The following is a 22,518-nucleotide window of genomic DNA, read 5'->3' as shown; positions in this document are numbered from 1 at the left end:
ATCCTCAAAGCGCCCCGCAGGGCGCTCAATCACGTCATTTATGCCGTACGTTTGCGCAGTTCGATCTCTTCCACTATGCGCACATACATCTTCTCGTTGAGGTTGTAGAAGCAGCCCATCGCCACGATGGTGATGACCGCCAGCAGGCTCGGGTAGATAAATATCAGCTGCCGCAGCCCTTCAACCGTCCCGGCGGACTGCACCACGTTCGGCACATAGCCGATCTGGGTGAGCATGATCCCCGGGAAGAAGCCCGCCAGCGCCTGCGAGACCTTCCTGAAGAAGGTAAAGCCGGTGTAGACCGTTCCCTCGGAGCGCACGCCGGTGCGCCACTCGCCGTATTCCACGGTATCGGACACCAGCGCCCAGTTCAGGCTGTTCACGAACGCGGAACCGAAGAACGCCAGGCAGGAGAACGCCACAAAGCTCACCGAGCCGCCGCCGAAGAAGTAGTTAAGCAGATCGCCCGCCACCCAAATCATCAGCCCGCTGATGTAGACCTTTTTCTTGCCGAAGCGCCGCACCGCGCCGGGCATCATAAAGACGCCGATAAAAATACAGCCCATGCTGAAGAAGCCCATATACGACAGCAGGATCGGGTCGTTCAGCACGTACTGCGTGTAGTAGACCTGAATGGCGAGTTTGACGTTAAAGGCGCCCAGCGTGCACAGGTTAGCGATGCACAGGATAAACAGCGGACGGTTCCCGGCGATGGCGCGAAACGACTGCAACAGCCCCGGTTTCTGCGCCGGGTTAGCAGGCTGCGTCTCGACGTAACGCTCGGTAACGCCCTTATAGCACCACCACATAAAGAACAGCCCGAACAGCGAGAAGAGGGTGGCGGCAAAGATGTAGCCAAGCTGGTCGTTGCCCTCAATCAGGTTCATCACCGGGACAAAGCCCACCGTACAGAGCAGCAGACCCAGCGTGGCGCCGCCCTGGCGCCAGGCGGCCAGCGAAGCACGCTCGTCCGGGTTTTTGGTAATGGCGGGCACCATCGCGCCGTAGGAGCAGTTCATCATGCTGAAGAACAGGCCGTACAGCATGAACAGCACCGTCGCCATCACCGTTTTACCGGTGATTTCAAACGGTGTTCCGACGAAGTTGGCAATCGCCAGCAACGTTACCGGGAAGGCTGCATACAGCACAAACGGGCGGAATTTCCCTTTCGGGCCGATCTTGCGCCGGGAATCGAGCATGATCCCGGTGCCCATATCGGTGAAGGCGGTAAAAAACTTCGCAATCAGGAAGATAATCCCGCCGTAGGTGCCCGGCAGCCCCAGCACGTCGGTGTAGAACTTCAGCAGATACAGCGTGCCGATATCAAGCAGGATGTTAGAGCCGAGATCGCCCATCCCGTAGGCGAGTTTTTCTTTAAACGGCAGGCGCAGGGTTGCCGGATCAGAAGTATGTTGACTCATTATTGTTCTCCGTCTGCCCGCAGGTTTCCCCGCGGGCGAGCCTTATCAGATATGACGTAAGGTGCTAAACAGATCGGCCCATTCGCTTTGCTGGCGATAGAAGACCGGCGGTTTGCCGAGCGGGGCATCAACGGTGATGTCACCGCCCTGGCAGGTTTCTCCGGTCCACGCATTGACCCAGGTGTCCTGCGGCAGATAGAGCGACCAGTCGCGGCGTCCCTCTTCATGGACCGGCGCCACCAGCAGATCGCGGCCAAACAGATACTGGTATTTCAGCGTGTAGGCGCGCGCGTCGTCCTCGTAGTGCAGGAAAAGCGGACGCATCACCGGCAGGCCGCTTTTCGCGTTCTGCGCAACCGCAGCTTTGATATACGGCTTCAGGGTGGTGAAGACGGTGGTCATGCGCGCGAAGTGCGCAATGGTTTCCGCGTCGCCGTCGAACTGCCAGTTATCGCCAGGGCGGTTGCCCTCGTGGGTACGCATCATCGGCGTAAAGGCGCTGAAATCACACCAGCGCAGCAGCAGCTCTTTGCTGCGCTTCATCTCGAAGAGCGTCGTATAGCCGCCAATGTCGCTGTGGTGCAGGCCGTGCCCGGTCATCGCCAGCGACAGCGCCGCCGGTACGACGGAAGCCAGACCGTCGTCCAGGCTCCAGTCGACGTTCTGATCCCCCGCCCACATCATCACCGAGTGCTTCTGGCTACCGGTGTAGCCTGCGCGCATGAAGAACAGGATCTCCCCGAGCTTGCCGGTCTCCTCCAGCGCTTCGAAGTTACATTTCGCCCACAGGGCAGGCCAGGCGTTATGCATGATCTCCGCGCTCACGCCGTTGTGCAGGAAGGTATCGGTCGGCAGATATTCCCCGAAATCGGCCATCCAGCCGCCGCAGCCCAGTTCGATCAGGTTCTTTTTAATGACCTCTTTGTACCAGTCGTAGGCTGCCGGGTTGGTCAGGTCGATAACGCCCGCGTAGAACTCGCCGAACTCGACGTGGTAGTCCTTGCCGTCGGCGTTTTTGGTCAGATAGCCGCGTTTCGCGGCCTCTTCGCAGAGATCTTTATCGCTGGCGACGTACGGGTTGATATAGGAGAGGAACTGCACGCCTTCCTCTTTCCACTGCGCAATACGCGCATCAAGCTGCGGATAGAGCGCGCTGTTCCACTTCCAGTTCCACATTACGCGTTTGCCAAAGGAGGTCATGCGGATGCCGGACCAGTCCTGCGCCCAGATGCCGTTCACCTTTACGCCGCCGTTACGCATGGTGTCGAGCTTCTGCTGGCACACCTCGGTGCCGCCCTGGATGCCCAGCGTCACGCCGTCGTACACCCAGTCCGGCAGCTCCGGCTGGCGTCCCAGCAGGCCGGTCAGTTTTTCCAGCAGATCGACGTACGTTTCCGCACATTCGAAGCGCAGCGTGGCGTTATCTTCCCAGAACGCCAGCTCGTGGAAGTCAGGGGCGCTGAAGTCAAAGTTCATGTAGCAGCTGTTATCCACGTGGCAGTAGTACTTCTGGGTGCTCACGAAGGTGGGCTGCGGGAAGAAGGTCCAGTAGTAGTCACCGCCCGCGTTCTCTTTGCAGTCGGCCTGCCAGGTGACGTAGGTCTGCTTATTGCGGCCCACGCCCTGCTCGCTGGTCCACAGCGGGAACGGCTTGCCGCGCAAATCGAAATACGAGAACTGCTCGCCGCAGCCGTAAATATGATCGTCAGGCTGAGCTGCCAGCCGCAACCAGATGCGGTTATGGCCGGGAGCATCATTTTTCAGCTTCAGCTCCAGACGGCCTTCACCATCCACGCCCACCAGCAGCGTCGCGCTTACCGCATCGCCGCGGGTAAAGCGGATTGCCCAGCCCGCGCTTTGCTGCGTAACGGTCGCGTTCGTCAGGGCAATCTTTTCGTTGAGCTTGTCTTTGATGCTGAAGTTGCCGCGAAACATCTCGATATCCGCCTCACCTGCGCCAATCCACAGGCAAGGGGCATCCGCGGTGTGGGATAAAATCAGACGGTCCTGCCAGCGCAGGGTGAAGCCACTTTCGTTATTTTTCAGGTCAATATTGTGTAGGGTACGCATAAAAACTCCATCTTAATTATTTGGCCTGGCTATCCAGTAATCCGGCGGCGACGGCAGGCGCTAAGCCCGGCGCCAGCGGCAGGCGGGGGATCACCAGGCAGTGCAGCAGATGGTAAATATCCTGCTTGCCGTCCCAGACTTTGGTGGTCACTTCGTTATTGGTGTCCAGCTCCTGCCACCAGGATCCGTTTTCGTAATCCATCAGGTACTTGATGCAGTAATCCCACCATTTCTGATACCAGGCTTCGTACTGCGCCTCGCCGGTCACGGTATAGAGGGCATAGGCCGTGCCCATCGCCTCGACGATTGGCCAGCGCACGCGTTCGCGCACGATTGGCTTGCCGTCCCAGCCCACGGAGTAGACAAAGCCGTCCGCCCCGTCGGGTGCCCAGGCGTCGCGGATGGTGGCGTGGAACAGTCCTTTCGCATCTTCCAGCAGCCACTCCGGCGGGGTTTCAAAGCGCGCTTCCAGGGCGGCGCGCAGGTGCAGCATCAGGCGGCCCCACTCGATCCAGTGCCCCGGCGTGCCGCCATAGGCGCGGAAGCGGTGGGCGGGGTTATCGATGTTATAGTCGCGGATCGGGTTCCAGTTGGTGTCAAAATGCTCGTTAACGCGGTACTCCCCTTTGCGCGCCACGTCGTGAATAATCACCGAGGCGATGCGCAGGGCGCGGTCGAGCCATTTGCGGTCGTGGGTCACGTCATAAACGATGAGGAAAGCTTCCACGGCGTGCATGTTGGCGTTACCGCCGCGATAGTCTTCCGTTTTGCTGAAGGCTTCGTCCCAGGACTCCAGGCACATCTGCTCCTGTTCGCTCCAGAAATAGCGCTCAATCACCTCGATGGCGTCGTCCAGCAACTTGCGTGCCTGCGGATGGCCGGTGGTGACGGCGCTCGCCGCGCCCAGCAGAACGAAGAAATGCTGATAGCCCTGCTTGGACGCATCAATCACGCCTTCATCGTTTACGCAGGCGTACCAGCCGCCGTGCTGCTTGTCGCGCAGCGGACCGTTCAGGGCATTAATGCCGTGCTCAACCAGGGCGTACGCGCCGGGGCGCCCCATGTTCGCCGCCACCGCGTACACATGCAGCATGCGGGCGGTGATCCACAGATGTGTGCCCATATCGCTACGCACCTGCCCGTTATTGCCCAGCCAGCCAAAGCCGGTCGGTACGGCGGCGTTTTTACCGAAATCGAGAATGCGGTCGGTCTCTTGTTCGAGCCAGCGGTTATGGCTCAGGGTGTTAAACCATTTCATGTTCGGATCCTTTCTTAACGGCGAGCCATCATTTCGTCGACGATCTCACCCAGACGCTGAAGTTTTGGTACGGAAATATCACGCAGCATCAGCTCGGTGTCCGGCAGGCCAATCACAGAGGACCAGACGGCGCGACCGGCTAAAAAGCCCGATGCCCCCGCCTGCATCGCCACGCTCACCGCGCGCGGGAATAACTTATCGTCAACGCCGGACGAGAGGATCACCCACGGCATGGCGATGTTCTCGTTAAGCTTTTGCGAGGCCGCCAGCAGCTCTTGCTGCGTGCCCTTGCCAAACAGTGGCATCTCCACTTTGTAGAGGTCGGCACCGCTGTCGCCCAGCTCTTTGGCCGCGTCGATAATCGCCTGTTCGCGGTTAAACGCGGCACCGCGACGCGGTGGACGCACCACCGGCTCGATAATGCTCAGCAGACCGTTATCGTGGCACAGCGTATTGAACGCTTTCACCATCTCCAGGCGCTGCTGCGGATCTTCATCGCTGCGCCACAGCACCAGCAGCTTCAGTGCTTTGCCGCCATCGCGTTTGACCGTCTGCGCGTCGACGTTCTTGTCGATCACCACGCTGTCGACCGGAATACCGTTCCCCGGAATAAACTCGTCGGCTGCAACAATCATCGCGCAGCTTTTTGCCACGGCCTGCTGCCCGACAATCTGGCGATAGCAGAACTGCTGGTCGACAAGGATCGCAGAGGCGTACGGCGACAGAATTTTTGCCGCGTTGACTTTAAAATCCGTCAGGTGCTGGTCGGTTACCGGTACCGGCGCGCCTGCCGCCGCAAACATCAGGCGCATCGCTTCGCGCTGATCCACGGCCAGCATCGCAAAACCGCCGGAAGGTCGGGTGATATCTTTCAGGGTGTACATCGTCATTCCTCAGTCCTTTCGTATCAGTGTGATTTTTTCAGCCCGGCAGATGCGCGAACCTGTTCAAGAATGGCCGTCCAGTCCTCGCGCCCGCGCCCGGCGGCGCGAGCCTGGTTGTAAACTTCGCGGGAGGCCGCGCCCAGCGGCATCGGAACGTGGAGCTGGTTGGCCACGTCGAGGGCGATCCCCAGGTCTTTATGCGCAAGGTCGATCATGAAGGCGGGAGAAAGATCCCCTTTCAGCACCTTGTTCGGCCAGGATGTCGTGAAGTGGCCTTTACCCGCAGGCGTACCGCTCATGACCTTGAGCGCCACGTCAAAGGAGAGGCCAAGCGCTTCGCACAGCACGGCGGCCTCGGCGGAAAGGGCGTTCAGGGCAATGCTCATGTAGTTATTGATAAGCTTCACGCGGATGCCCATGCCTGGCCCGCCGGCGTTAATCAGCTCATTGCCCATCGCCATTAAGACCGGGGTGGCGCGCTCAACCTGCTGGGCCGTGCCGCCTGCCAGCAGGAGCAGCGTGCCGGCGATGGCATGGTCAGAGGTGCGTCCGACGGGCACGTCCATCAGGCTGAAGCCTTGCTCAGCCATGTCGCGTATCAGCGCGTCGGTTTGCAGCGGGTGAATGGTGGACATATCAATGACCAGCGCGTCGCGGGATAATCCTTCGCACACGCCGTGCTCGCCGAACAGGACGCTGCGTACCAGGTCGCCGTTTGGCAGCATGGTAATTACGAATTCCGCGTCCGTTGCTGCCTGTGCTGGCGTAGCCGCCGCCCGAGCGCCGCTCTCTACCAGCGCCTGAACCGCCTGCGGGTTCACATCAAAAACGTTAAGCTGGTGGCCCTGTTTCAACAGATTCTTCGCCATGGGCGCGCCCATCTGTCCTAAGCCGATAAATGCGATTGCTGACATGCCTCTCTCCTGTCACATCGTGTCAATTTTTGCGCGTTTGTAGTGTCTGTTTTTGATCGTATTTGTAATTTATAGTCAAAAAATTGACACGGGTCACTTTTTAAACATTTGGTGAAATTAAAATGAAGGCATCAGAAATCGCAGAAGGAATCACCATGACTCGCATCGTTTGTGTCGGCATTACCGTGCTGGATCGCATCTGGTATCTCGATGATTTACCGAAAGAAGGTGGGAAATATGTCGCAAAAGACTATACGGAAGTGGGCGGCGGCCCGGCGGCAACGGCGGCAGTGGCAGCCGCGAAACTGGGCGCGGAAGTGGATTTTATTGGCCGGGTGGGGGACGACGATACCGGCAGACGGCTGCTTGCGGAGCTGGAATCCCTGGGGGTGAATACCCGCTACACGCACGTAGTTAAGGGAGCCCGATCGTCGCAATCGGCGGTGCTGGTGGACGCAGGTGGGGAAAGAGTGATTGCCAACTACCCCAGCCCCGATCTCCCTGCGGCGGCAGACTGGCTGCATGAAATCGACTTCTCGCAGTGGGACATTGTCTTAGCCGACGTGCGCTGGCATGACGGGGCAAAACAGGCATTTACCCTGGCCCGTCAGCAGGGCGTACCGACGTTGCTTGATGCGGATGTCACCCCGCAGGACATCGCGGAGCTGATCGCCCTAAGCGACCACGCGGCCTTCTCCGCGCCGGGATTGCGGCGTTTAACGCAGCGGGATGACACCGAAGACGCGCTGAAAAAAGCACAAACGCTCACAAATGGACATGTGTATGTTACGCAGGGGCGAGACGGCTGCTTCTGGCTGGAAAACGGCGCATTGTGTCATCAGCCCGGCTTTGAGGTGAACGTGGTGGATACCACGGGGGCGGGCGACGTGTTCCACGGTGCGCTGGCGGTCAGTCTGGGGCAACAATCGTCCACTTCAGACGCCGTGCGTTTTGCCAGCGCCGTCGCAGCGCTGAAATGCACAAAGCCCGGTGGACGCGCGGGTATACCCGACTGTGATCAAACCCGCTCTTTTTTGTCACTTTTTGTATAAAATGCGGGGCGTGATGGTTTTCAGAGGACAGCCCATGAGCCTTACCGAACTGACCGGCAACCCGCGTCACGATCAGCTGCTGACGCTGATTGCCGATCGCGGCTATATGAACATTGATGAACTGGCGCAGCTGCTGGATGTGTCGACGCAAACCGTGCGCCGGGATATCCGTAAGCTCAGCGAGCAGGGGCTGATCACCCGTCATCACGGCGGCGCGGGCAGGGCATCCAGCGTGGTCAACACGGCGTTCGAACAGCGTGAAGTCTCGCTTACCGAAGAGAAACGGGCGATTGCCGAAGCGATTGCGGACTATATTCCCGACGGTTCGACCATTTTTATCACCATCGGGACGACCGTGGAGCACGTTGCCCGGGCGCTGCTTAACCATAATCATCTGCGCATCATCACTAACAGCCTGCGGGTGGCGCACATTCTTTATAAGAATCCGCGCTTTGAGGTGATGGTGCCCGGCGGTACGCTGCGCCCGCATAACGGCGGCATTATCGGTCCTGCGGCAACGGCGTTCGTGTCAGGATTTCGCGCAGATTACCTGGTCACCAGCGTCGGGGCGATAGAGCACGACGGCGCGATGATGGAATTTGACGTTAACGAAGCCAGCGTGGTGAAAACCATGATCGCTCACTCCCGCCACATTTTACTGGCGGCCGATCATACGAAATACCACGCCTCCGCGGCGGTTGAAATTGGCAACGTGGCGCAGGCGACGGCGCTGTTCACCGATGAGCTGCCCGGCCCGGCGCTGCAAAATCACCTCAAATCCAGCAAGGTTGAGGTTGTCGAAGTCAATTCCGGAGAAGAACAGCAGGCTGGCTGATCCTCTTATGGCCCGATATTGCGATTCGGGCCTTTCCTTTCTCTAAGCTGAATCTGGCGCATAGCTAAAGTTTCTCTTTCCCGCTACAGTTACTTCTCCACGGCGAAAGGAGATAAACATGCTTTATATCTTTGACTTAGGAAATGTAATCGTCGATATCGATTTTAACCGGGTGTTGGGCGCATGGAGCGATTTTAGCCGTGTTCCGCTGGCGACGTTAAAGCAGAATTTCGCGATGGGTGAGACTTTCCATCTGCACGAGCGAGGTGAGATCAGCGACGAAGCGTTCGCAGAGCGTTTCTGCCAGGAAATGGGTCTTTCGTTAAGCTACGAGCAGTTTTCCCACGGCTGGCAGGCCATATTTGTCGCGATCCGCCCGGAAGTGATCGACATCATGCACAAGCTGCGCGAGCAGGGGCATCGTGTTGTCGTGCTGTCTAATACTAACCGCCTGCATACCACCTTCTGGCCGGATGAATACCCGGAAATTCACGCGGCGGCAGATAAAGTGTATCTCTCCCAGGAGATGGGGATGCGTAAACCTGAGGCGCGCATCTATCAGGCAGTATTGCAGGAAGAAGGATTCACGGCAGCGGATGCGGTCTTTTTTGACGACAACGCCGATAATATAGAAGGGGCTAATCAGTTAGGTATCACCTCCATTCTGGTGACCGGAAAAGAGACGATACCGAACTACTTTGCGAAGCAGTTATGCTAAAAACCGTTCATCAAAAAGCCAATCACCACACGCGCCCGCTGAGGGCGTGGCTGAAACTCCTCTGGCATCGCATTGATGAGGACAACATGACCACGCTGGCGGGCAATCTCGCTTACGTGTCGTTGCTCTCGCTGGTGCCGCTGGTGGCGGTGATTTTTGCGCTTTTTTCGGCATTTCCAATGTTTGCCGATGTGAGCATGCAGCTTCGCCATTTTGTTTTCGCAAACTTTATTCCTGCCACCGGCGATGTGATCCAGAACTACATTGAGCAGTTTGTCGCAAACTCCAGCAAGATGACGGCGGTGGGGGCGTGTGGGCTTATTGTTACCGCGCTGCTGCTGATGTACTCCATCGACAGTGCGCTCAACACCATCTGGCGGAGCAAAAAAGTCCGCCCGAAGGTTTACTCCTTTGCCGTCTACTGGATGATTTTAACCCTTGGCCCATTGCTGGCGGGGGCAAGCCTGGCGATCAGCTCCTACCTTCTTTCGCTGCGCTGGGCGACCGACTTAAACAGCGTGATCGATAACGTGCTGCGTATCTTCCCGCTGATTTTATCGTGGCTTTCGTTCTGGCTGCTCTACAGCGTGGTACCAACCACGCGCGTACCCAACCGGGATGCCGTGGTGGGTGCGCTGGTCGCGGCGTTGCTCTTTGAGCTGGGCAAGAAAGGATTCGCGCTTTATATCACCATGTTCCCCTCTTATCAGCTGATTTACGGTGTGCTGGCGGTGATCCCCATTTTGTTTGTCTGGGTCTACTGGACGTGGTGTATCGTCTTGCTTGGCGCCGAAATAACTGTCACTCTCGGAGTCTACCGCGAACTCAAAAAAGCAGCAGAAGCTGAAAAACAACAAGAAGCAGACCAACCATGATTGCATTGATTCAGCGCGTAACCCGTGCCAGCGTCACCGTGGCGGATGAGGTGACGGGTGAAATTGGCCCAGGACTTTTGGTGCTCCTGGGTGTCGAAAAAGATGACGACGAACAAAAAGCTAACCGCTTATGTGAGCGCGTGCTGGGCTACCGCATTTTCAGCGATGCGGAAGGCAAGATGAACCTGAACGTTCAGCAGGCGGGCGGCAGCGTGCTGGTGGTTTCCCAGTTTACGTTGGCTGCGGATACCGAACGCGGCATGCGGCCGAGTTTTTCGAAGGGCGCGGCACCGGATCGCGCAGAAGCCCTATACGAGTACTTTGTTGAGCGCTGTCGCCAACAGGACATGAATACACAAACCGGACGATTCGCTGCGGATATGCAGGTTTCGCTGGTGAACGATGGCCCCGTCACATTCTGGCTCCAGGTATGAGCCAACTGGCGGTATGGCCGCGGGTAACAAGAGAGAGTACAGCTATGTATCACCTTCGAGTACCGCAAACGGAAGAAGAATTAGACGCTTATTACCATTTCCGCTGGGAAATGCTGCGCAAACCACTGCATCAACCGAAAGGCTCTGAACGCGACGCCTGGGACGCGATGGCGCACCACCAGATGGTGGTTGATGAAGAGGGCAACCTCGTTGCCGTGGGACGTCTGTACATCAATGCCGACAACGAAGCTTCAATCCGCTTTATGGCCGTTCATCCCTCCGTGCAGGACAAAGGCCTTGGAACGCTGATGGCAATGACGCTGGAATCCGTTGCCCGTCAGGAAGGGGTCAAGCGCGTCACCTGTAGCGCCCGCGAAGATGCCGTTGAGTTCTTTGCCAAGCTTGGTTTCGTGAATCAGGGGGAAATCACCGCCCCGCAAACTACGCCGATTCGTCACTTTTTGATGATCAAACCCATCGCCACGCTGGACGATATTCTCCATCGCGCCGACTGGTGCGGGCAGCTCCAGCAGGCGTGGTATCAGCACATTCCGCTCAGTGAAAAAATGGGCGTGCGTATTCAGCAGTATACCGGACAAAAATTTATCACCACCATGCCGGAAACCGGCAACCAGAACCCGCACCATACCCTGTTTGCCGGCAGCCTGTTTTCACTCGCCACGCTCACCGGATGGGGACTGATCTGGCTGATGCTGCGCGAACGTCATCTCGGCGGCACCATTATTCTGGCCGATGCCCATATCCGCTACAGCGCGCCGATCAGCGGCAAGCCGAGCGCGGTAGCTGACCTGGGCGCACTGGGCGGCGATCTCGACCGTCTGGCGCGTGGACGTAAAGCACGCGTACAGATGCAGGTTGAGCTGTTCGGCGATGAAACGCCAGGCGCGGTGTTTGAAGGCACCTATATCGTTCTGCCTGCGAAGCCGTATGGCGCGTATGAAGAGGGTGGGAACGAGGAGGAGTAGTCTCCTTCTCACTCTCGCCCGGCATGGTTAATGCGCCAGGCAATATCTCGCATAATGTCTCGCGCTGACTGGCTAATTCCACCCAACTGGAAGAAGCCGTGAATTACACCCCGCCATTGTTGAGCGGTACACTTCACGCCTTGCGCCGTGAGGCGCTGATAAAGCGCCTCGCCTTCGTCACGTAACGGATCATACTCAGCGGTAACAATATGGACCTTCGGCAGGCCGCTGAAGTCTTCCCGCCACAGTGGGCTAGCTTCAGGATGCTGAAGGTCGGCTCCAGCCAGATATATTTCATAGCCGCTCAGCAGGGTATCGCTAGTAATCACGTAATCCATGCCGTTGAGGGTATAGCTTTCAAAACTGGCCGTGGCGTCGAGCATGGGATAGATAAGAATAAGCTGCGCAGGTTGCCACAGCCCTTTAACCTTAAGCCGCAGCGCCGTTACCAGCGCCAAATGCCCTCCTGCGCTGTCTCCACAGAGGGTGAGTCGGTTCTTATCCACGCCTAATTCGTCTGCATACTGCCAGACCAGATTCGCACCTCTTTCAGCATCGTCATGTGCGGCGGGGAAGGTATGCTCCGGCGCCAGTCTGTACTGAATCGCAATCACCCGGCAATTGCCGTAGTAGGCTAACTGACGGAGCTGGTTGTCATGGGTATCAAAGCCGCCGCTGATAAAACATCCGCCGTGGTAGTAGATGGCAGCAGGCAATATTTCAGGCGCATTGAGAGGTGAAAATACCCGAATGGTAAGACCCTCAAGAACAAGCGTCTCCAGCTGAACGCGCGTTTCGGTCTTCCCGGCAAGCTCCGTGCTGGCAATATAGCCTGCTCGTCGTACCTCAATTGTCTGGCGACGCGATGAGGGGCGACCTGCAGCGATAAATCCTTGAACCAGCCGTTCAATACCCTTTTCCAGTGCCATGAAAACACCTTTTAACTGTATGAATGTACAGCTTTATAGCCTGGTTTGATTCAAAAGAAAACAAGAATATTATTGAGGGGAAAAGTCTTGAAAGCTGCTCGCAAAGGCGAGAGCTTTTTTATTATCTGCTTTCGTCACAGACATAAAGTGCGGATGTTGCCTGAGATTTGCCGTGGAAGCGATGCTAAAGCGATAACGCGTCTTTAGACGGATCCTGGACTACGGGCTGAAGAGCATCTGGCATATAAGACGGCAGGTATTGCTGTCGAGGTGTAGGCCGGGCAAACTCGCGCCGCCCGGCATTCTCACAGGAGATTACTCCCCTTCCCCCGGGAACAGGAACGGGTTGATCGAGCTGCGGGCAAAGCCCTCCTGCTCCATCTTCGCGTCCAGAATCAGCGAGGCGAGATCGTCGGCCACCGCTTCGACTTTCGGGTCTTTTTCCTGATACAGAATCTTCAGGTAAGTCCCGCAGTCGCCGCAGCTTTCGGCTTTCACCGCCGCGTCTTCGTTTTCCAGCGACCAGTAGTTCAGATCGCGGGTCTGCTCGCAGTTGCTGCACTTCACGCGCACCACGTGCCATTCGGTTTCACACAGGTTGCAGTGCAGGTAGCGCAGCCCCTGTGTCGTACCAATCTGTACCATGCTGGAGACCGGCATTGAACCACACACCGGACAGAACTGGCGCGCTTCGCCGTATTCGGCGCGGGCTTTGCCTGGGATCAGGCTCGCCATTTGCGCCCAGTAGAGCGACAGCGCAGCCCAGATGAACGGCGCTTTATCGCTGCTCACCAGCGAGAAGTCGGAGGCAAACAGCGCGCTCGCCATCTCTTCCAGCTCTTGCTCTGAGGCTTTTTCCAGGTTCTCAATGACCGCCAGCGCCGTGCCGCTCATCTCGGGCTTCAGCTCGGCAATCAGCGAATGCAGCAGCTTATGCCAGTGCTTGTCGCGCGGCAGAACGTGAATGTCCAGCGGCGGCTTGCCTTGTTCGTTGGCTTCTTTGATGCGTGCGGTCAGGTCCATTTGCAGCGGATGGTCGTACAGCACCACTTCCTGCGCATGGGCGACCAGCGCGGCAAAACGCAGAAAATCGCCCAGCGGGTTGTTCTCTGCCAGCTCGCGCAGACGCTCTGCGCGGCGGTTGTAGAGGTTCTTGAGTCTGGGGAATAACAACGGCGGAATATACTCCGCCGTACGTTTCTCGCTCGACCCCAGCTCATCTTGCGGGATTATGCGAATACTCATTCAGATGACTTTTCCTGTTTCTGGCGGACTTCACGGTACCAGCGCGGGTGATGTTTCTTCGCCCACGTTTTGGTGACCCAGCCTTCCACCATCGCGGTAATGGTGCCTTTCACCCAAAGGGCGGCGTAAATATGCACCATGATAACCACAATTAACGCTACTGCGGCAAATGAATGCAGCATCAGCGCGAATCGGATCACCGGGATTGAGAAAGCAGGCGCAAAGTACGGACGCCAGATGATCACGCCGCTCACCAGCAACAGGACCAGGAAGATAATCGCCGCCCAGAATACGCATTTCTGGCCGAAGTTATAACGCCCGGTATCACCCACTTCCTCGTTGACGACGATCTTACGAATATTCTTCGCCCAAAAGATATCATCCCGATTGATTAGGTTATGGTGCCAGTAACGGAAAAACATGATGATGAACGACGCGAACATGATGACGCCCACAAACGGGTGCAGTATACGCGCCAGCTGTGGTGTCCCCATGATCTGCATCAGCCAGTTGAAGGACGGGAAGAAGAACCCCAGCCCGCTTATCGCCGCCAGCATGAAGCAGAAGGCGGTGACCCAGTGGTTGATGCGTTCCGGCGCGGTGTAGCGCACGATGGTGTCACGTTTTCTCATTTGCGCACCTCGTCTTTCTCTTCATGCAGGTTGTCGTCTTCCTCTTCCGCACGGTTCGGACCAACGCCGACGTAGTGGAAGATGCTCGCTGCGAAGGTGGCCGCAAAACCGACCGCGGCCAGCGGTTTCCAGATGCCTTTCCAGAACTTCACGGTCGCGCTGATTTCCGGGTTCTCCGGCAGGCCGTGATACAGGTTCGGCTTGTCGGCGTGGTGCAGCACGTACATCACGTGCGTACCGCCAACCCCGGCCGGATCGTACAGGCCCGCGTTATCGTAACCACGAGTTTTCAGCTCGCCCACGCGCTCTGCCGCCAGCGTTTTCATATCCTCTTTGGAGCCAAAGTGGATAGCGCCGGTTGGACAGGTCTTCACGCACGCTGGCTCCTGGCCGACATTTACGCGGTCAACGCACAGCGTACATTTGTAGACGCGGTTGTCTTCCGGGTTCAGGCGCGGCACGTCAAACGGACAGCCCGCGATGCAGTAGCCGCAGCCAATGCACTGCTCGGACTGGAAGTCGACGATGCCGTTGGCATACTGAATGATAGCCCCTTCTGACGGACACGCCTTCAGGCAGCCCGGATCCGCACAGTGCATACAGCCGTCTTTGCGAATAAGCCATTCCAGCTTGTCGTTCTGCTCCACTTCCGAGAAACGCATTACCGTCCAGGACTTGGCGGTCAGGTCCGCCGGGTTGTCGTACACCCCGACGTTGTGACCCACTTCGTCACGGATGTCGTTCCACTCAGAGCAGGCCACCTGACAGGCTTTACAGCCGATACAGGTGGTCACGTCGATAAGCTTCGCCACTTCCTGCTGGTGGTCCCGCGCCTGAGGCGCGGGCGTGAAACCGTTAGTCGCGGAACGACGGATAATGTCTTGAGATTGATAAGCCATAAGTCGTCTCCGTTACACCTTTTCCACGTTCACGAGGAAGGCCTTAAACTCCGGCGTCTGCGTGTTCGCATCACCGACGAACGGCGTCAGGGTGTTCGCAATGAACCCTTTCTTCGCCACGCCCTCATAACCCCAGTGAATCGGGATGCCGATGGTATCCACCTGCTGACCGTGAACGTTCAGCGTGCGAATACGCTTGGTCACCACCGCCTTGGCTTTGATGTAGCCGCGGTTAGAGGAGACCTTCACGGTATCGCCATGGGCAATGCCGAGTTTGTTCGCCAGCTTCTCGCCGATCTCCACAAACTGTTCCGGCTGCGCGATGGCATTCAGCAGCGCGTGCTTGGTCCAGTAGTGGAAGTGTTCGGTCAGACGGTAAGTGGTGCCGACATACGGGAACTTGTCCTTTTTACCCAGCGCTTCAAAATCGCTCTTGAAGATACGGGCTGCCGGGTTAGAGACCACGTTCGGGTGCAGCGGGTTAGTACCCAGCGGCGTCTCAAACGGCTCGTAGTGTTCCGGGAATGGCCCTTCCGCCATCTTATCGATAGCAAACAGACGGCCCATCCCTTCAGGCTGCATGATAAACGGCCCGACATCGCTGCCTGGTGCGGCAGTGCTGTAGTCCGGAATATCCACGCCGCCCCATTTCGCGCCGTCCCACTTCAGAAGCTGACGCTTCGGATCCCACGGGTTGCCCTGCGGATCAGCGGAGGCACGGTTATAGAGGATGCGGCGGTTAAGCGGCCACGCCCATGCCCAGCCCAGCGTATTACCGAGGCCCGACGGGTCGGCGTTATCGCGGTTGGCCATCTGGTTGCCTTTCGGCGTCCAGCTCCCGGCAAAGATCCAGCAGCCGCTGGAGGTCGTACCGTCATCGCGCAGGTGCGCGAAGGTGCTGAGCTGATCGCCTTTCTTCGCCAGCACCGCACCGGTCGCCGGGTCGATAACGTCCGCCAGCGCTTTACCGTTGCTCTCCATGGCCACTTCTTCCGGCGCTGGGTTTTCCGGCGTCGAGTAGTTCCAGGTCATGTTCAGTACCGGCTCAGGCGTTGCGCCGCCCTCAGAGGCGTACATCTTACGCAGGCGTAAGAAGATGCCGGCCAGGATCTCGCCGTCATTCAGGGCGATGCCCGGGGCGTCTGCGCCTTTCCAGTGCCACTGCAACCAGCGGCCGGAGTTGACGATAGACCCGTTCTCTTCCGCGAAGCAGGTGGACGGCAGACGGAACACTTCGGTCTGAATCTTCGACGGATCGACGTCGTTCGACTCACCGTGGTTCTGCCAGAACGTAGACGTTTCGGTATTGAGCGGGTCAATCGTCACCAGGAACTTCAGCTTCGACAGAGACTCGACAACCTTGTTCTTGTTCGGGAACGATGCCACCGGGTTAAAGCCCTGGCAGATATAGCCGTTGACCTGGCCCTGGTGCATCATTTCGAAGTACTGAAGTACGTCGTAACCTTTGTCCCACTTCGGCAGCCAGTCAAAGCCCCAGCTGTTTTCCGCCGTCGCCTTGTCGCCGTAGAAGGCTTTCATCAGCGAGACGAAGAACTTCGGATAGTTGCCCCAGTAGTTCACCTGGCCTTCGAGCAGCGGTTTTGGCGTGCTGGCCGTCAGGTAGGTTTGCAGGTCAGTCTGTTTCTCGCTCGGCAGGTTCATGTAACCCGTCAGGCTCTGAGACAGCAGGCCGAGGTCGGTCAGACCCTGAATGTTGGAGTGACCGCGCAGGGCGTTCACGCCGCCGCCTGCCATCCCCATGTTGCCGAGGAGCAGCTGAACCATCGCCATGGTGCGGATGTTCTGCGCGCCGATGGAGTGCTGCGTCCAGCCGAGCGCATACAGGAACGACGCGGTTTTATCTTTCGCGCTGGTTTCCGCAATCAACTCGCACACCTTCAGGAAATCCGCTTTCGGCGTCCCACAGATGTTTTCGACAACCTCCGGCGTGTAGCGGGAAACGTGCTCTTTCAGCAGGTTCCACACGCAGCGCGGGTGTTGCAGGGTGGTGTCGCGCTTCGCAAAGCCGTTTTCGTCCAGCTCGTAGTTCCAGCTGGTTTTGTCGTACTTGCGTTTTTCGGCGTCGTAACCGCTGAACAGGCCATCTTCGAAGTGGTAATCCTCACGCACGATCAGGCTGGCGTTGGTATAGGCTTCGGTGTACTCGCGGTTATATTTTTCGTTGGTCATCAGGTACAGCAGTACGCCTGACAGGAAAGTGATGTCAGTACCTGAACGAATAGGGGTGTAGAAATCCGCCACTGACGCTGTACGCGTAAAGCGGGGATCGATCACAATCAGCTTCGCGCCGTTGTGGATTTTGGCTTCCATCGCCCAGCGGAACCCGACAGGGTGCGCTTCAGCGGCGTTACCGCCCATCACCACAATAAGGTTGGCGTTCTTGATGTCGACCCAGTGGTTGGTCATCGCACCGCGACCAAATGTTGGAGCAAGACTTGCTACCGTTGGTCCGTGTCAGACACGCGCCTGGTTGTCGACCGCGAGCATACCGAGTGCGCGCGTAAATTTCTGGGTTAAATAGCCGGTTTCGTTACTGGACGCTGAAGCACACAGCATGCCGGTGGAGAGCCAACGGTTAACGGTGGTGCCTTCGGCATTCTTCGCGATAAAGTTGGCATCGCGGTCTTCTTTCATCAGCTTAGCGATGCGATCGAACGCTTCTTCCCAGCTGATTTGCTGCCATTTGTCAGAGCCGGGAGCGCGATACTCAGGAAACTTCAGGCGGCTTTCGGAGTGGATAAAATCTACCAGACCGGCCCCTTTCGGACAGAGTGCACCACGGTTTACCGGGTGATCCGGATCGCCTTCGATGTGGAAAATAGATGCTTTGGCGTTTTTCGCACCGTCGCCGAGGCTATACATTAACAGCCCACAGCCGACGGAGCAGTACGTACAGGTGTTACGGGTTTCGCGGGTGCGCAGCAGTTTATACTGCCGTGTTTCCGCCAGCGCTACACCGGGCGCAAAGCCCAGTGCCGCCGCCGTGGTGCCTGCCATACCGCCAGCGCAGATCTTAAAGAACTGCCTTCTGCTGACCTGCATGGGTCACTCCTTGGTTCATTACGACATTGCTATGTAGTTTTACTCTGCGGTTGAGAATTAACCGCAAAGGAGAAAAATTTGCGTTAATCCCTCATTTCTCCGAGGGATAAGCCCAGAATACCACAATGTCGGTACGCCTGTTCCAACGGGGTTAAAACAAAGTGAACGTATTATCACGGCATTGATTATAAAATGTGATATCAATCACATTTTACCCTGTGCATGTTAAAGAGGTGTAGCAGGTGATCGGTTGCACCCCTCCGTATTGAGTAGGAGAATGGTTGCTGAAAAGTTGATCCATACTATGCGTAAGGCCTGCCGTTTGTGTTGCAATAGCAGGCTCACTTCCGTGGTTGTTCAGGAATACCGTTGTGTCTAAACAAAACCGTGTTGCCCACGCGTCGCCACTGCCTGCGGGTATTGTGGAACTGTCGGTACACAGACCGCCTCACATTTCACATGCCACGCCGGATTTTCTGGCGGAAGAGGTCCCCGTTGCCCTGGTTTACAACGGTATTTCGCATGTGGTGATGATGGCCTCGCCGAAAGATCTGGAGCTGTTCGCCATAGGTTTTTCCCTCTCGGAAGGCATCATTGCGCATCCGCAGGAGATCTACGGCATGGATGTGGTTCATGCCTGTAATGGTCTTGAAGTGCAAATCGAACTCTCCAGCCGCCGCTTTATGGGGCTGAAAGAGCGCCGCCGGGCGCTGGCCGGACGTACCGGCTGCGGCGTGTGCGGCGTTGAACAGCTTAACGATATCGGCAAACCCATTATCCCGCTGCCGTTCACCCAGACGTTCAATCTGGCGCACCTTGATCGGGCGCTTGAGCACCTGAACGACGTGCAACCCATCGGTCAGCTCAGCGGCTGTACCCACGCGGCGGCATGGATATTGCCGTCAGGCAACATTGCCGGCGGTCATGAAGATGTGGGCCGCCACGTCGCGCTGGATAAGCTGTTAGGTCGCCGCGCTCGGGAAAGCAACGTCTGGCAGCAGGGCGCGGCGTTAGTCTCCAGCCGCGCCAGCTATGAGATGGTGCAAAAGTCCGCCATGTGCGGCGTGGAAATTCTGTTTGCGGTGTCAGCGGCAACCACGCTGGCGGTGGAAGTGGCGGAGCGCTGCAACCTGACGCTGGTGGGGTTCTGCAAGCCGGGTAAAGCAACTATTTACACCCATCCGCAGCGATTGATAGTTGATCAGTAATTTTGAATGAGTATAGCAAATCCTTCCGCTTTTAGTTGTTCATGATGAGATCTAATATTTATCTCATCAAGGCACAGCGCCTTATCTAAACAACTTAACGAAAGGGTTTATCTCATGAAAAGCATCAAAACTTTTGTCGCAGTAATCGCTCTGGCTACCTCTTTTGGTTCTTTCGCTGCGCAGACAGTGACCGCATCCGCCTCTACCCTGGATGGTGCAGAAGCTAAAATCGCTGCACAGGCTCAGGAAGCGGGCGCGTCATCCTACAAAATTACCCAGGCATTCACCGGTAACCGCGTACACATGACCGCTGAACTGAACAAATAATTCCGCTATACCGTCGAAAGAGCGCCCCTGGGGCGCTTTTTAGTTTATGCCTGCCAGACGCAGCAGTGCGGTCACCACCGCCGCCGCGACGATCACCACAATTAACGGCATTTTGCGCCAGGCCAGAAACACCGCGAACCCCACGCCCAGCACACGTGCCATCCCGGCAAAATGGTCCCCTTCATAAAACGTTGTCGCCAACGCGACGGAGAACAGCAAAACGGTAGCCGCGTCTGAAAGCAGCGCCTGCGACCGTTCTGAAAGCGCCAGCCGGTTGCCAAGCTTCGCTCCGCCAAGACGCATCAGATAGGTTCCGGCAGAAAGAATGGCGATGCCGAGAATAAAGACCGTCATGTTTTCCATTATTTTTTCCTCGCGGCAAGGCCGAGCAAAGAGAGCAGCACCGGCAGACCCACCGGCGCAAACGGTACGGCGGCCAGCGACAACACTGCGCCGCTACAGGCGCGGATCAGCGTGGTACGGTTTTTAAATGCCGGCACCACTAACGCCAGCAGGATCGCCGGGAACACCGCGTCCAGCCCGATGGTTTCCGGGTCTGGCAGCAGCTTGCCGACCATCGCCCCCAGTACCGCCCCCAGCGGCCAGATAATTGCCACGCCCAGGCCGCACAGCCAGTAGGCCGCTTTACGCTGCTCGGCGGTTTTTTGCGAAAGGCCGAACACCACGCTTTCATCGTTCATAATATGACAGCCCAGAAAGCTCAGGCCGCGCTTGCCCACCAGGTCACGCACCGTTACGCCGAACGGCACATGGCGTGCGTTTACCAGTAAACCGGCCGCGGCCGCTGCCAGCGGATTGCCGCCGCTTGCCACGATGCCAATAAACATAAACTCGGATGCGCCTGCCAGCACCGTGAGGGAGAGGACAAACGGCACCCACAGCGGGAAACCGTAGGCCATCGCCAGTGAGCCATAAGACATGCCGACTACGCCCACCGCGAGGCAGACCAGGACGATCGCTTTTATCGTGTCGCCTTTCAGACAGGAGAGGTGTTTCTTCATACCATTTTAGCCATATCGAACGTATTTCCATTATAATGAACGCATCAAAATCGTTTTACAAGGCGAACGATTCGTTCGTTATAGAGAGAAAGAGGCCGTTTTTATGGCGCAGCCAATCAGCGTGATCGCCAAAAGCCTGGTACGAGAACGCCTGCGAACCGGGCTCTCACTGGCGGAAATTGCCCGCCGTGCCGGGATCGCCAAATCCACGCTTTCACAACTGGAGTCTGGCAACGGCAATCCTAGCCTGGAAACGCTGTGGTCGCTTTGCGTGGCGCTGGATATTCCGTTTGCCCGGTTACTGGAGCCGCAGCAACCCGTCACGCAGGTGATCCGCCGCGGCGAGGGCACAAAAGTCGTCGCCGGGCAGGCGAACTACGAGGCGATTTTGCTCGCGGCGTGTCCGCCGGGCGCGCGTCGTGATATCTATCTGCTGCTGACTCAGCCGGGGGCAGACCGTATTTCCCAGCCCCATCCGCCTGGTTCGGTTGAGCATATTATCGTGACCCAGGGGCGGGCGATGGTCGGTCTGATCGACGCGGCGGAAGAACTCGGCCCGGGAGATTACATTTGCTACCCTGCTGACCAGCCGCATATCTTTAAGGCGCTGGAGCCCGATACGCACGCGCTGCTGGTGGCGGAACAAAACTAAAGAAGATACGGAAAATCATGTCGCTTAAAGCCATTGCCAAAGAACTGGGGCTGTCTGTTACCACCGTCAGCCGCGCCCTCAACGGATATGACGACGTTTCTGCTGAGACGCGCGCCCGCGTGGAAGCGGAGGCCCAGCGCCGTGGCTACCGACCAAATACCTTTGCCCGTCGCCTGAAGATGGGCAAAATCGACGCCGTCGGGCTGGTATTTCCGGTGCATCCTGTTCCGCTCAATAACAGCGTTTTTATGGACATGGTCGGCGAAATTAGCCACGAACTGGCGCGACATGAGATTGACCTGCTGCTCATCGCTGACGACGATCTGGCGGACAAACACAGCTATATGCGCATGGTGCAGAGCCGACGCGTGGATGCGCTGATAGTGGCGCATACGCTGGATCACGATCCGCGTCTTGAGCAGCTTCAGGCCGCCGGGTTTCCGTTTCTGGCGCTAGGCCGCAGCCAGCTCCCGCAGCCGTACGCGTGGTTCGATTTCGACAACTATGCCGGTACGTATCAGGCCACCCGCTGGCTGATCGAGAAAGGCCATCAGCGCATTGCGCTGCTGGGCGAAAGCAACAACCAGGCATTCATCACCCAGCGCCGCCAGGGCTACCTGGACGCGCTGCGGGAAGCCGGACTTTCCAGCGAATGGCTGCGCGCCATGCCTCCTTCGCGCCGCGTGGGTTATGCCACCACGCAAGAACTTCTCTCCCTGCCGCAGCCGCCCACGGCCATCATTACCGACTGCAACACCCACGGCGACGGCGCAGCGATGGCCCTGGCGCAGATGGGACGCTTAACCGGTGAAAATGCCGTCTCGCTGGTGGTCTATGACGGCTTACCGCAGGACAGCATTGTCGATATCGACGTCGCGGCGGTGATCCAGTCTACCCGTCAGGGCGTCGGGAAACAGATTGCCGATATGGTGCGCCAGCTGATTAACGGCGACGACATTGACACCCTTCAGGTGCTCTGGCAGCCAGAATTCTCCCCAGGCCAGACGGCCTAATCACACGAAAAATTCCAAACCCGATCACAGATCCGAAACGTTTTGGTTTGTATCCGAAACGTTTCGGATCAAAACTCAGGA

At 57.5% G+C, this 22,518-nt stretch carries 22 protein-coding genes; 10 read left to right on the top strand and 12 right to left on the bottom strand.

Annotation, left to right across the window (positions count from 1 at the left end):
* Positions 1-38: 38 nt before the first annotated feature.
* Genes RY075_RS22930 through yihU form a run of 5 tightly spaced genes read right to left on the bottom strand, consistent with a single transcriptional unit; the run spans position 39 to position 6,547 of the window.
* On the bottom strand, positions 39-1,421 hold the full coding sequence (locus RY075_RS22930) for an MFS transporter (RefSeq protein WP_003861932.1): 1,383 nt from the start codon (positions 1,419-1,421) through the stop codon (positions 39-41).
* A 45-nt stretch (positions 1,422-1,466) separates the two neighbouring features.
* On the bottom strand, positions 1,467-3,491 hold the full coding sequence (locus RY075_RS22925) for an alpha-glucosidase (protein WP_048209948.1): 2,025 nt from the start codon (positions 3,489-3,491) through the stop codon (positions 1,467-1,469).
* A gap of 16 nt (positions 3,492-3,507) precedes the next feature.
* Positions 3,508-4,749: a sulfoquinovose isomerase gene (gene yihS / locus RY075_RS22920; protein ID WP_003861936.1), complete on the bottom strand. Its 1,242-nt coding sequence runs from the start codon at positions 4,747-4,749 to the stop codon at positions 3,508-3,510.
* 14 nt (positions 4,750-4,763) lie between these two features.
* On the bottom strand, positions 4,764-5,639 hold the full coding sequence (yihT, locus tag RY075_RS22915) for a sulfofructosephosphate aldolase (protein WP_325773932.1): 876 nt from the start codon (positions 5,637-5,639) through the stop codon (positions 4,764-4,766).
* Positions 5,640-5,656: 17 nt separating this feature from the next.
* Entirely contained in the window at positions 5,657-6,547 is an 891-nt protein-coding gene (gene yihU / locus RY075_RS22910; protein ID WP_023323900.1) for a sulfolactaldehyde 3-reductase, read from the bottom strand.
* Positions 6,548-6,702: 155 nt separating this feature from the next.
* Here yihU and RY075_RS22905 point away from each other — a divergent pair, with 155 nt between their 5' ends.
* The 6 genes from RY075_RS22905 (at position 6,703) to fabY (ending at position 11,447) form a co-directional block, all read left to right on the top strand.
* Positions 6,703-7,599 (top strand): sugar kinase, encoded by an 897-nt coding sequence (locus tag RY075_RS22905; protein WP_109949135.1) that lies wholly within the window; start codon positions 6,703-6,705, stop codon positions 7,597-7,599.
* Between the two features lie 34 nt (positions 7,600-7,633).
* The gene (locus RY075_RS22900; protein WP_003861944.1) at positions 7,634-8,434 is read left to right on the top strand and encodes a DeoR/GlpR family DNA-binding transcription regulator; all 801 of its coding nucleotides are present in this window, start codon (positions 7,634-7,636) and stop codon (positions 8,432-8,434) included.
* 118 nt (positions 8,435-8,552) lie between these two features.
* Complete coding sequence (gene yihX, locus RY075_RS22895) at positions 8,553-9,152, top strand: glucose-1-phosphatase (RefSeq protein WP_003861947.1); 600 nt, start codon at positions 8,553-8,555, stop codon at positions 9,150-9,152.
* Positions 9,146-10,027, top strand: a complete 882-nt coding sequence (locus RY075_RS22890) for a virulence factor BrkB family protein (RefSeq protein WP_003861949.1) — start codon at positions 9,146-9,148, stop codon at positions 10,025-10,027. The genes yihX and RY075_RS22890 overlap by 7 nt, the downstream gene beginning before the upstream one ends.
* Positions 10,024-10,461 carry a D-aminoacyl-tRNA deacylase gene (gene dtd, locus RY075_RS22885; RefSeq protein ID WP_015569909.1) on the top strand — a complete coding sequence of 146 codons (438 nt, stop codon included), beginning with the start codon at positions 10,024-10,026 and terminating at the stop codon, positions 10,459-10,461. Before RY075_RS22890 ends, dtd begins: the two co-directional genes overlap by 4 nt.
* 44 nt (positions 10,462-10,505) lie before the next feature.
* Positions 10,506-11,447, top strand: coding sequence for a fatty acid biosynthesis protein FabY (fabY, locus tag RY075_RS22880; protein ID WP_015569910.1), 942 nt, complete (start codon positions 10,506-10,508; stop codon positions 11,445-11,447).
* Between the two features lie 8 nt (positions 11,448-11,455).
* On the opposite strand, the gene RY075_RS22875 is transcribed toward fabY, so the two are convergent.
* The 5 genes from RY075_RS22875 to fdnG form a co-directional block, all read right to left on the bottom strand.
* Positions 11,456-12,376, bottom strand: coding sequence for an alpha/beta hydrolase (locus RY075_RS22875; RefSeq protein WP_109949134.1), 921 nt, complete (start codon positions 12,374-12,376; stop codon positions 11,456-11,458).
* Positions 12,377-12,691: 315 nt separating this feature from the next.
* Positions 12,692-13,621 carry a formate dehydrogenase accessory protein FdhE gene (gene fdhE, locus RY075_RS22870; RefSeq protein ID WP_023323896.1) on the bottom strand — a complete coding sequence of 310 codons (930 nt, stop codon included), beginning with the start codon at positions 13,619-13,621 and terminating at the stop codon, positions 12,692-12,694.
* On the bottom strand, positions 13,618-14,253 hold the full coding sequence (gene fdoI / locus RY075_RS22865) for a formate dehydrogenase cytochrome b556 subunit (protein WP_003861958.1): 636 nt from the start codon (positions 14,251-14,253) through the stop codon (positions 13,618-13,620). Before fdoI ends, fdhE begins: the two co-directional genes overlap by 4 nt.
* A complete protein-coding gene (gene fdxH / locus RY075_RS22860) occupies positions 14,250-15,152 on the bottom strand; it encodes a formate dehydrogenase subunit beta (protein ID WP_014072386.1) in 903 nt (300 codons plus the stop codon). Before fdxH ends, fdoI begins: the two co-directional genes overlap by 4 nt.
* A gap of 12 nt (positions 15,153-15,164) precedes the next feature.
* Positions 15,165-18,215 carry a formate dehydrogenase-N subunit alpha gene (gene fdnG / locus RY075_RS22855; RefSeq protein WP_086527948.1) on the bottom strand — a complete coding sequence of 1,017 codons (3,051 nt, stop codon included), beginning with the start codon at positions 18,213-18,215 and terminating at the stop codon, positions 15,165-15,167.
* A 371-nt stretch (positions 18,216-18,586) separates the two neighbouring features.
* Here fdnG and fdhD point away from each other — a divergent pair, with 371 nt between their 5' ends.
* Both fdhD and RY075_RS22845 read left to right on the top strand, forming a co-directional pair.
* Positions 18,587-19,423, top strand: a complete 837-nt coding sequence (gene fdhD, locus RY075_RS22850) for a formate dehydrogenase accessory sulfurtransferase FdhD (protein ID WP_047653791.1) — start codon at positions 18,587-18,589, stop codon at positions 19,421-19,423.
* Between the two features lie 114 nt (positions 19,424-19,537).
* On the top strand, positions 19,538-19,750 hold the full coding sequence (locus RY075_RS22845) for a DUF1471 domain-containing protein (protein WP_003861966.1): 213 nt from the start codon (positions 19,538-19,540) through the stop codon (positions 19,748-19,750).
* Positions 19,751-19,789: 39 nt separating this feature from the next.
* Here RY075_RS22845 and RY075_RS22840 read toward each other — a convergent pair whose 3' ends face one another.
* Both RY075_RS22840 and RY075_RS22835 read right to left on the bottom strand, forming a co-directional pair.
* Positions 19,790-20,113, bottom strand: a complete 324-nt coding sequence (locus tag RY075_RS22840; RefSeq protein ID WP_003861969.1) for an AzlD domain-containing protein — start codon at positions 20,111-20,113, stop codon at positions 19,790-19,792.
* Positions 20,113-20,772: an AzlC family ABC transporter permease gene (locus RY075_RS22835; protein ID WP_022652076.1), complete on the bottom strand. Its 660-nt coding sequence runs from the start codon at positions 20,770-20,772 to the stop codon at positions 20,113-20,115. The genes RY075_RS22840 and RY075_RS22835 overlap by 1 nt, the downstream gene beginning before the upstream one ends.
* Before the next feature lie 103 nt (positions 20,773-20,875).
* On the opposite strand from RY075_RS22835, the gene RY075_RS22830 reads away from it, so the two are divergent.
* Entirely contained in the window at positions 20,876-21,424 is a 549-nt protein-coding gene (locus RY075_RS22830; RefSeq protein ID WP_109949133.1) for an XRE family transcriptional regulator, read from the top strand.
* Positions 21,425-21,441: 17 nt separating this feature from the next.
* Positions 21,442-22,437 carry a LacI family DNA-binding transcriptional regulator gene (locus RY075_RS22825; protein ID WP_003861974.1) on the top strand — a complete coding sequence of 332 codons (996 nt, stop codon included), beginning with the start codon at positions 21,442-21,444 and terminating at the stop codon, positions 22,435-22,437.
* The last annotated feature ends 81 nt before the right edge of the window (positions 22,438-22,518 follow it).

The organism is Enterobacter sp. JJBC, from assembly GCF_036936505.1.
Lineage (GTDB): Bacteria > Pseudomonadota > Gammaproteobacteria > Enterobacterales > Enterobacteriaceae > Enterobacter > Enterobacter hormaechei_C.
This window is presented reverse-complemented; position numbering and strand designations above follow the sequence as displayed.

Coding starts and splice junctions, on each gene's coding strand:
- RY075_RS22930 (WP_003861932.1), bottom strand. CDS start 1,421: ATGAGTCAACATACTTCTGATCCGGCAACCCTGCGCCTGCCGTTTAAA.
- RY075_RS22925 (WP_048209948.1), bottom strand. CDS start 3,491: ATGCGTACCCTACACAATATTGACCTGAAAAATAACGAAAGTGGCTTC.
- yihS (WP_003861936.1), bottom strand. CDS start 4,749: ATGAAATGGTTTAACACCCTGAGCCATAACCGCTGGCTCGAACAAGAG.
- yihT (WP_325773932.1), bottom strand. CDS start 5,639: ATGACGATGTACACCCTGAAAGATATCACCCGACCTTCCGGCGGTTTT.
- yihU (WP_023323900.1), bottom strand. CDS start 6,547: ATGTCAGCAATCGCATTTATCGGCTTAGGACAGATGGGCGCGCCCATG.
- RY075_RS22905 (WP_109949135.1), top strand. CDS start 6,703: ATGACTCGCATCGTTTGTGTCGGCATTACCGTGCTGGATCGCATCTGG.
- RY075_RS22900 (WP_003861944.1), top strand. CDS start 7,634: ATGAGCCTTACCGAACTGACCGGCAACCCGCGTCACGATCAGCTGCTG.
- yihX (WP_003861947.1), top strand. CDS start 8,553: ATGCTTTATATCTTTGACTTAGGAAATGTAATCGTCGATATCGATTTT.
- RY075_RS22890 (WP_003861949.1), top strand. CDS start 9,146: ATGCTAAAAACCGTTCATCAAAAAGCCAATCACCACACGCGCCCGCTG.
- dtd (WP_015569909.1), top strand. CDS start 10,024: ATGATTGCATTGATTCAGCGCGTAACCCGTGCCAGCGTCACCGTGGCG.
- fabY (WP_015569910.1), top strand. CDS start 10,506: ATGTATCACCTTCGAGTACCGCAAACGGAAGAAGAATTAGACGCTTAT.
- RY075_RS22875 (WP_109949134.1), bottom strand. CDS start 12,376: ATGGCACTGGAAAAGGGTATTGAACGGCTGGTTCAAGGATTTATCGCT.
- fdhE (WP_023323896.1), bottom strand. CDS start 13,621: ATGAGTATTCGCATAATCCCGCAAGATGAGCTGGGGTCGAGCGAGAAA.
- fdoI (WP_003861958.1), bottom strand. CDS start 14,253: ATGAGAAAACGTGACACCATCGTGCGCTACACCGCGCCGGAACGCATC.
- fdxH (WP_014072386.1), bottom strand. CDS start 15,152: ATGGCTTATCAATCTCAAGACATTATCCGTCGTTCCGCGACTAACGGT.
- RY075_RS22845 (WP_003861966.1), top strand. CDS start 19,538: ATGAAAAGCATCAAAACTTTTGTCGCAGTAATCGCTCTGGCTACCTCT.
- RY075_RS22840 (WP_003861969.1), bottom strand. CDS start 20,113: ATGGAAAACATGACGGTCTTTATTCTCGGCATCGCCATTCTTTCTGCC.
- RY075_RS22835 (WP_022652076.1), bottom strand. CDS start 20,772: ATGAAGAAACACCTCTCCTGTCTGAAAGGCGACACGATAAAAGCGATC.
- RY075_RS22830 (WP_109949133.1), top strand. CDS start 20,876: ATGGCGCAGCCAATCAGCGTGATCGCCAAAAGCCTGGTACGAGAACGC.
- RY075_RS22825 (WP_003861974.1), top strand. CDS start 21,442: ATGTCGCTTAAAGCCATTGCCAAAGAACTGGGGCTGTCTGTTACCACC.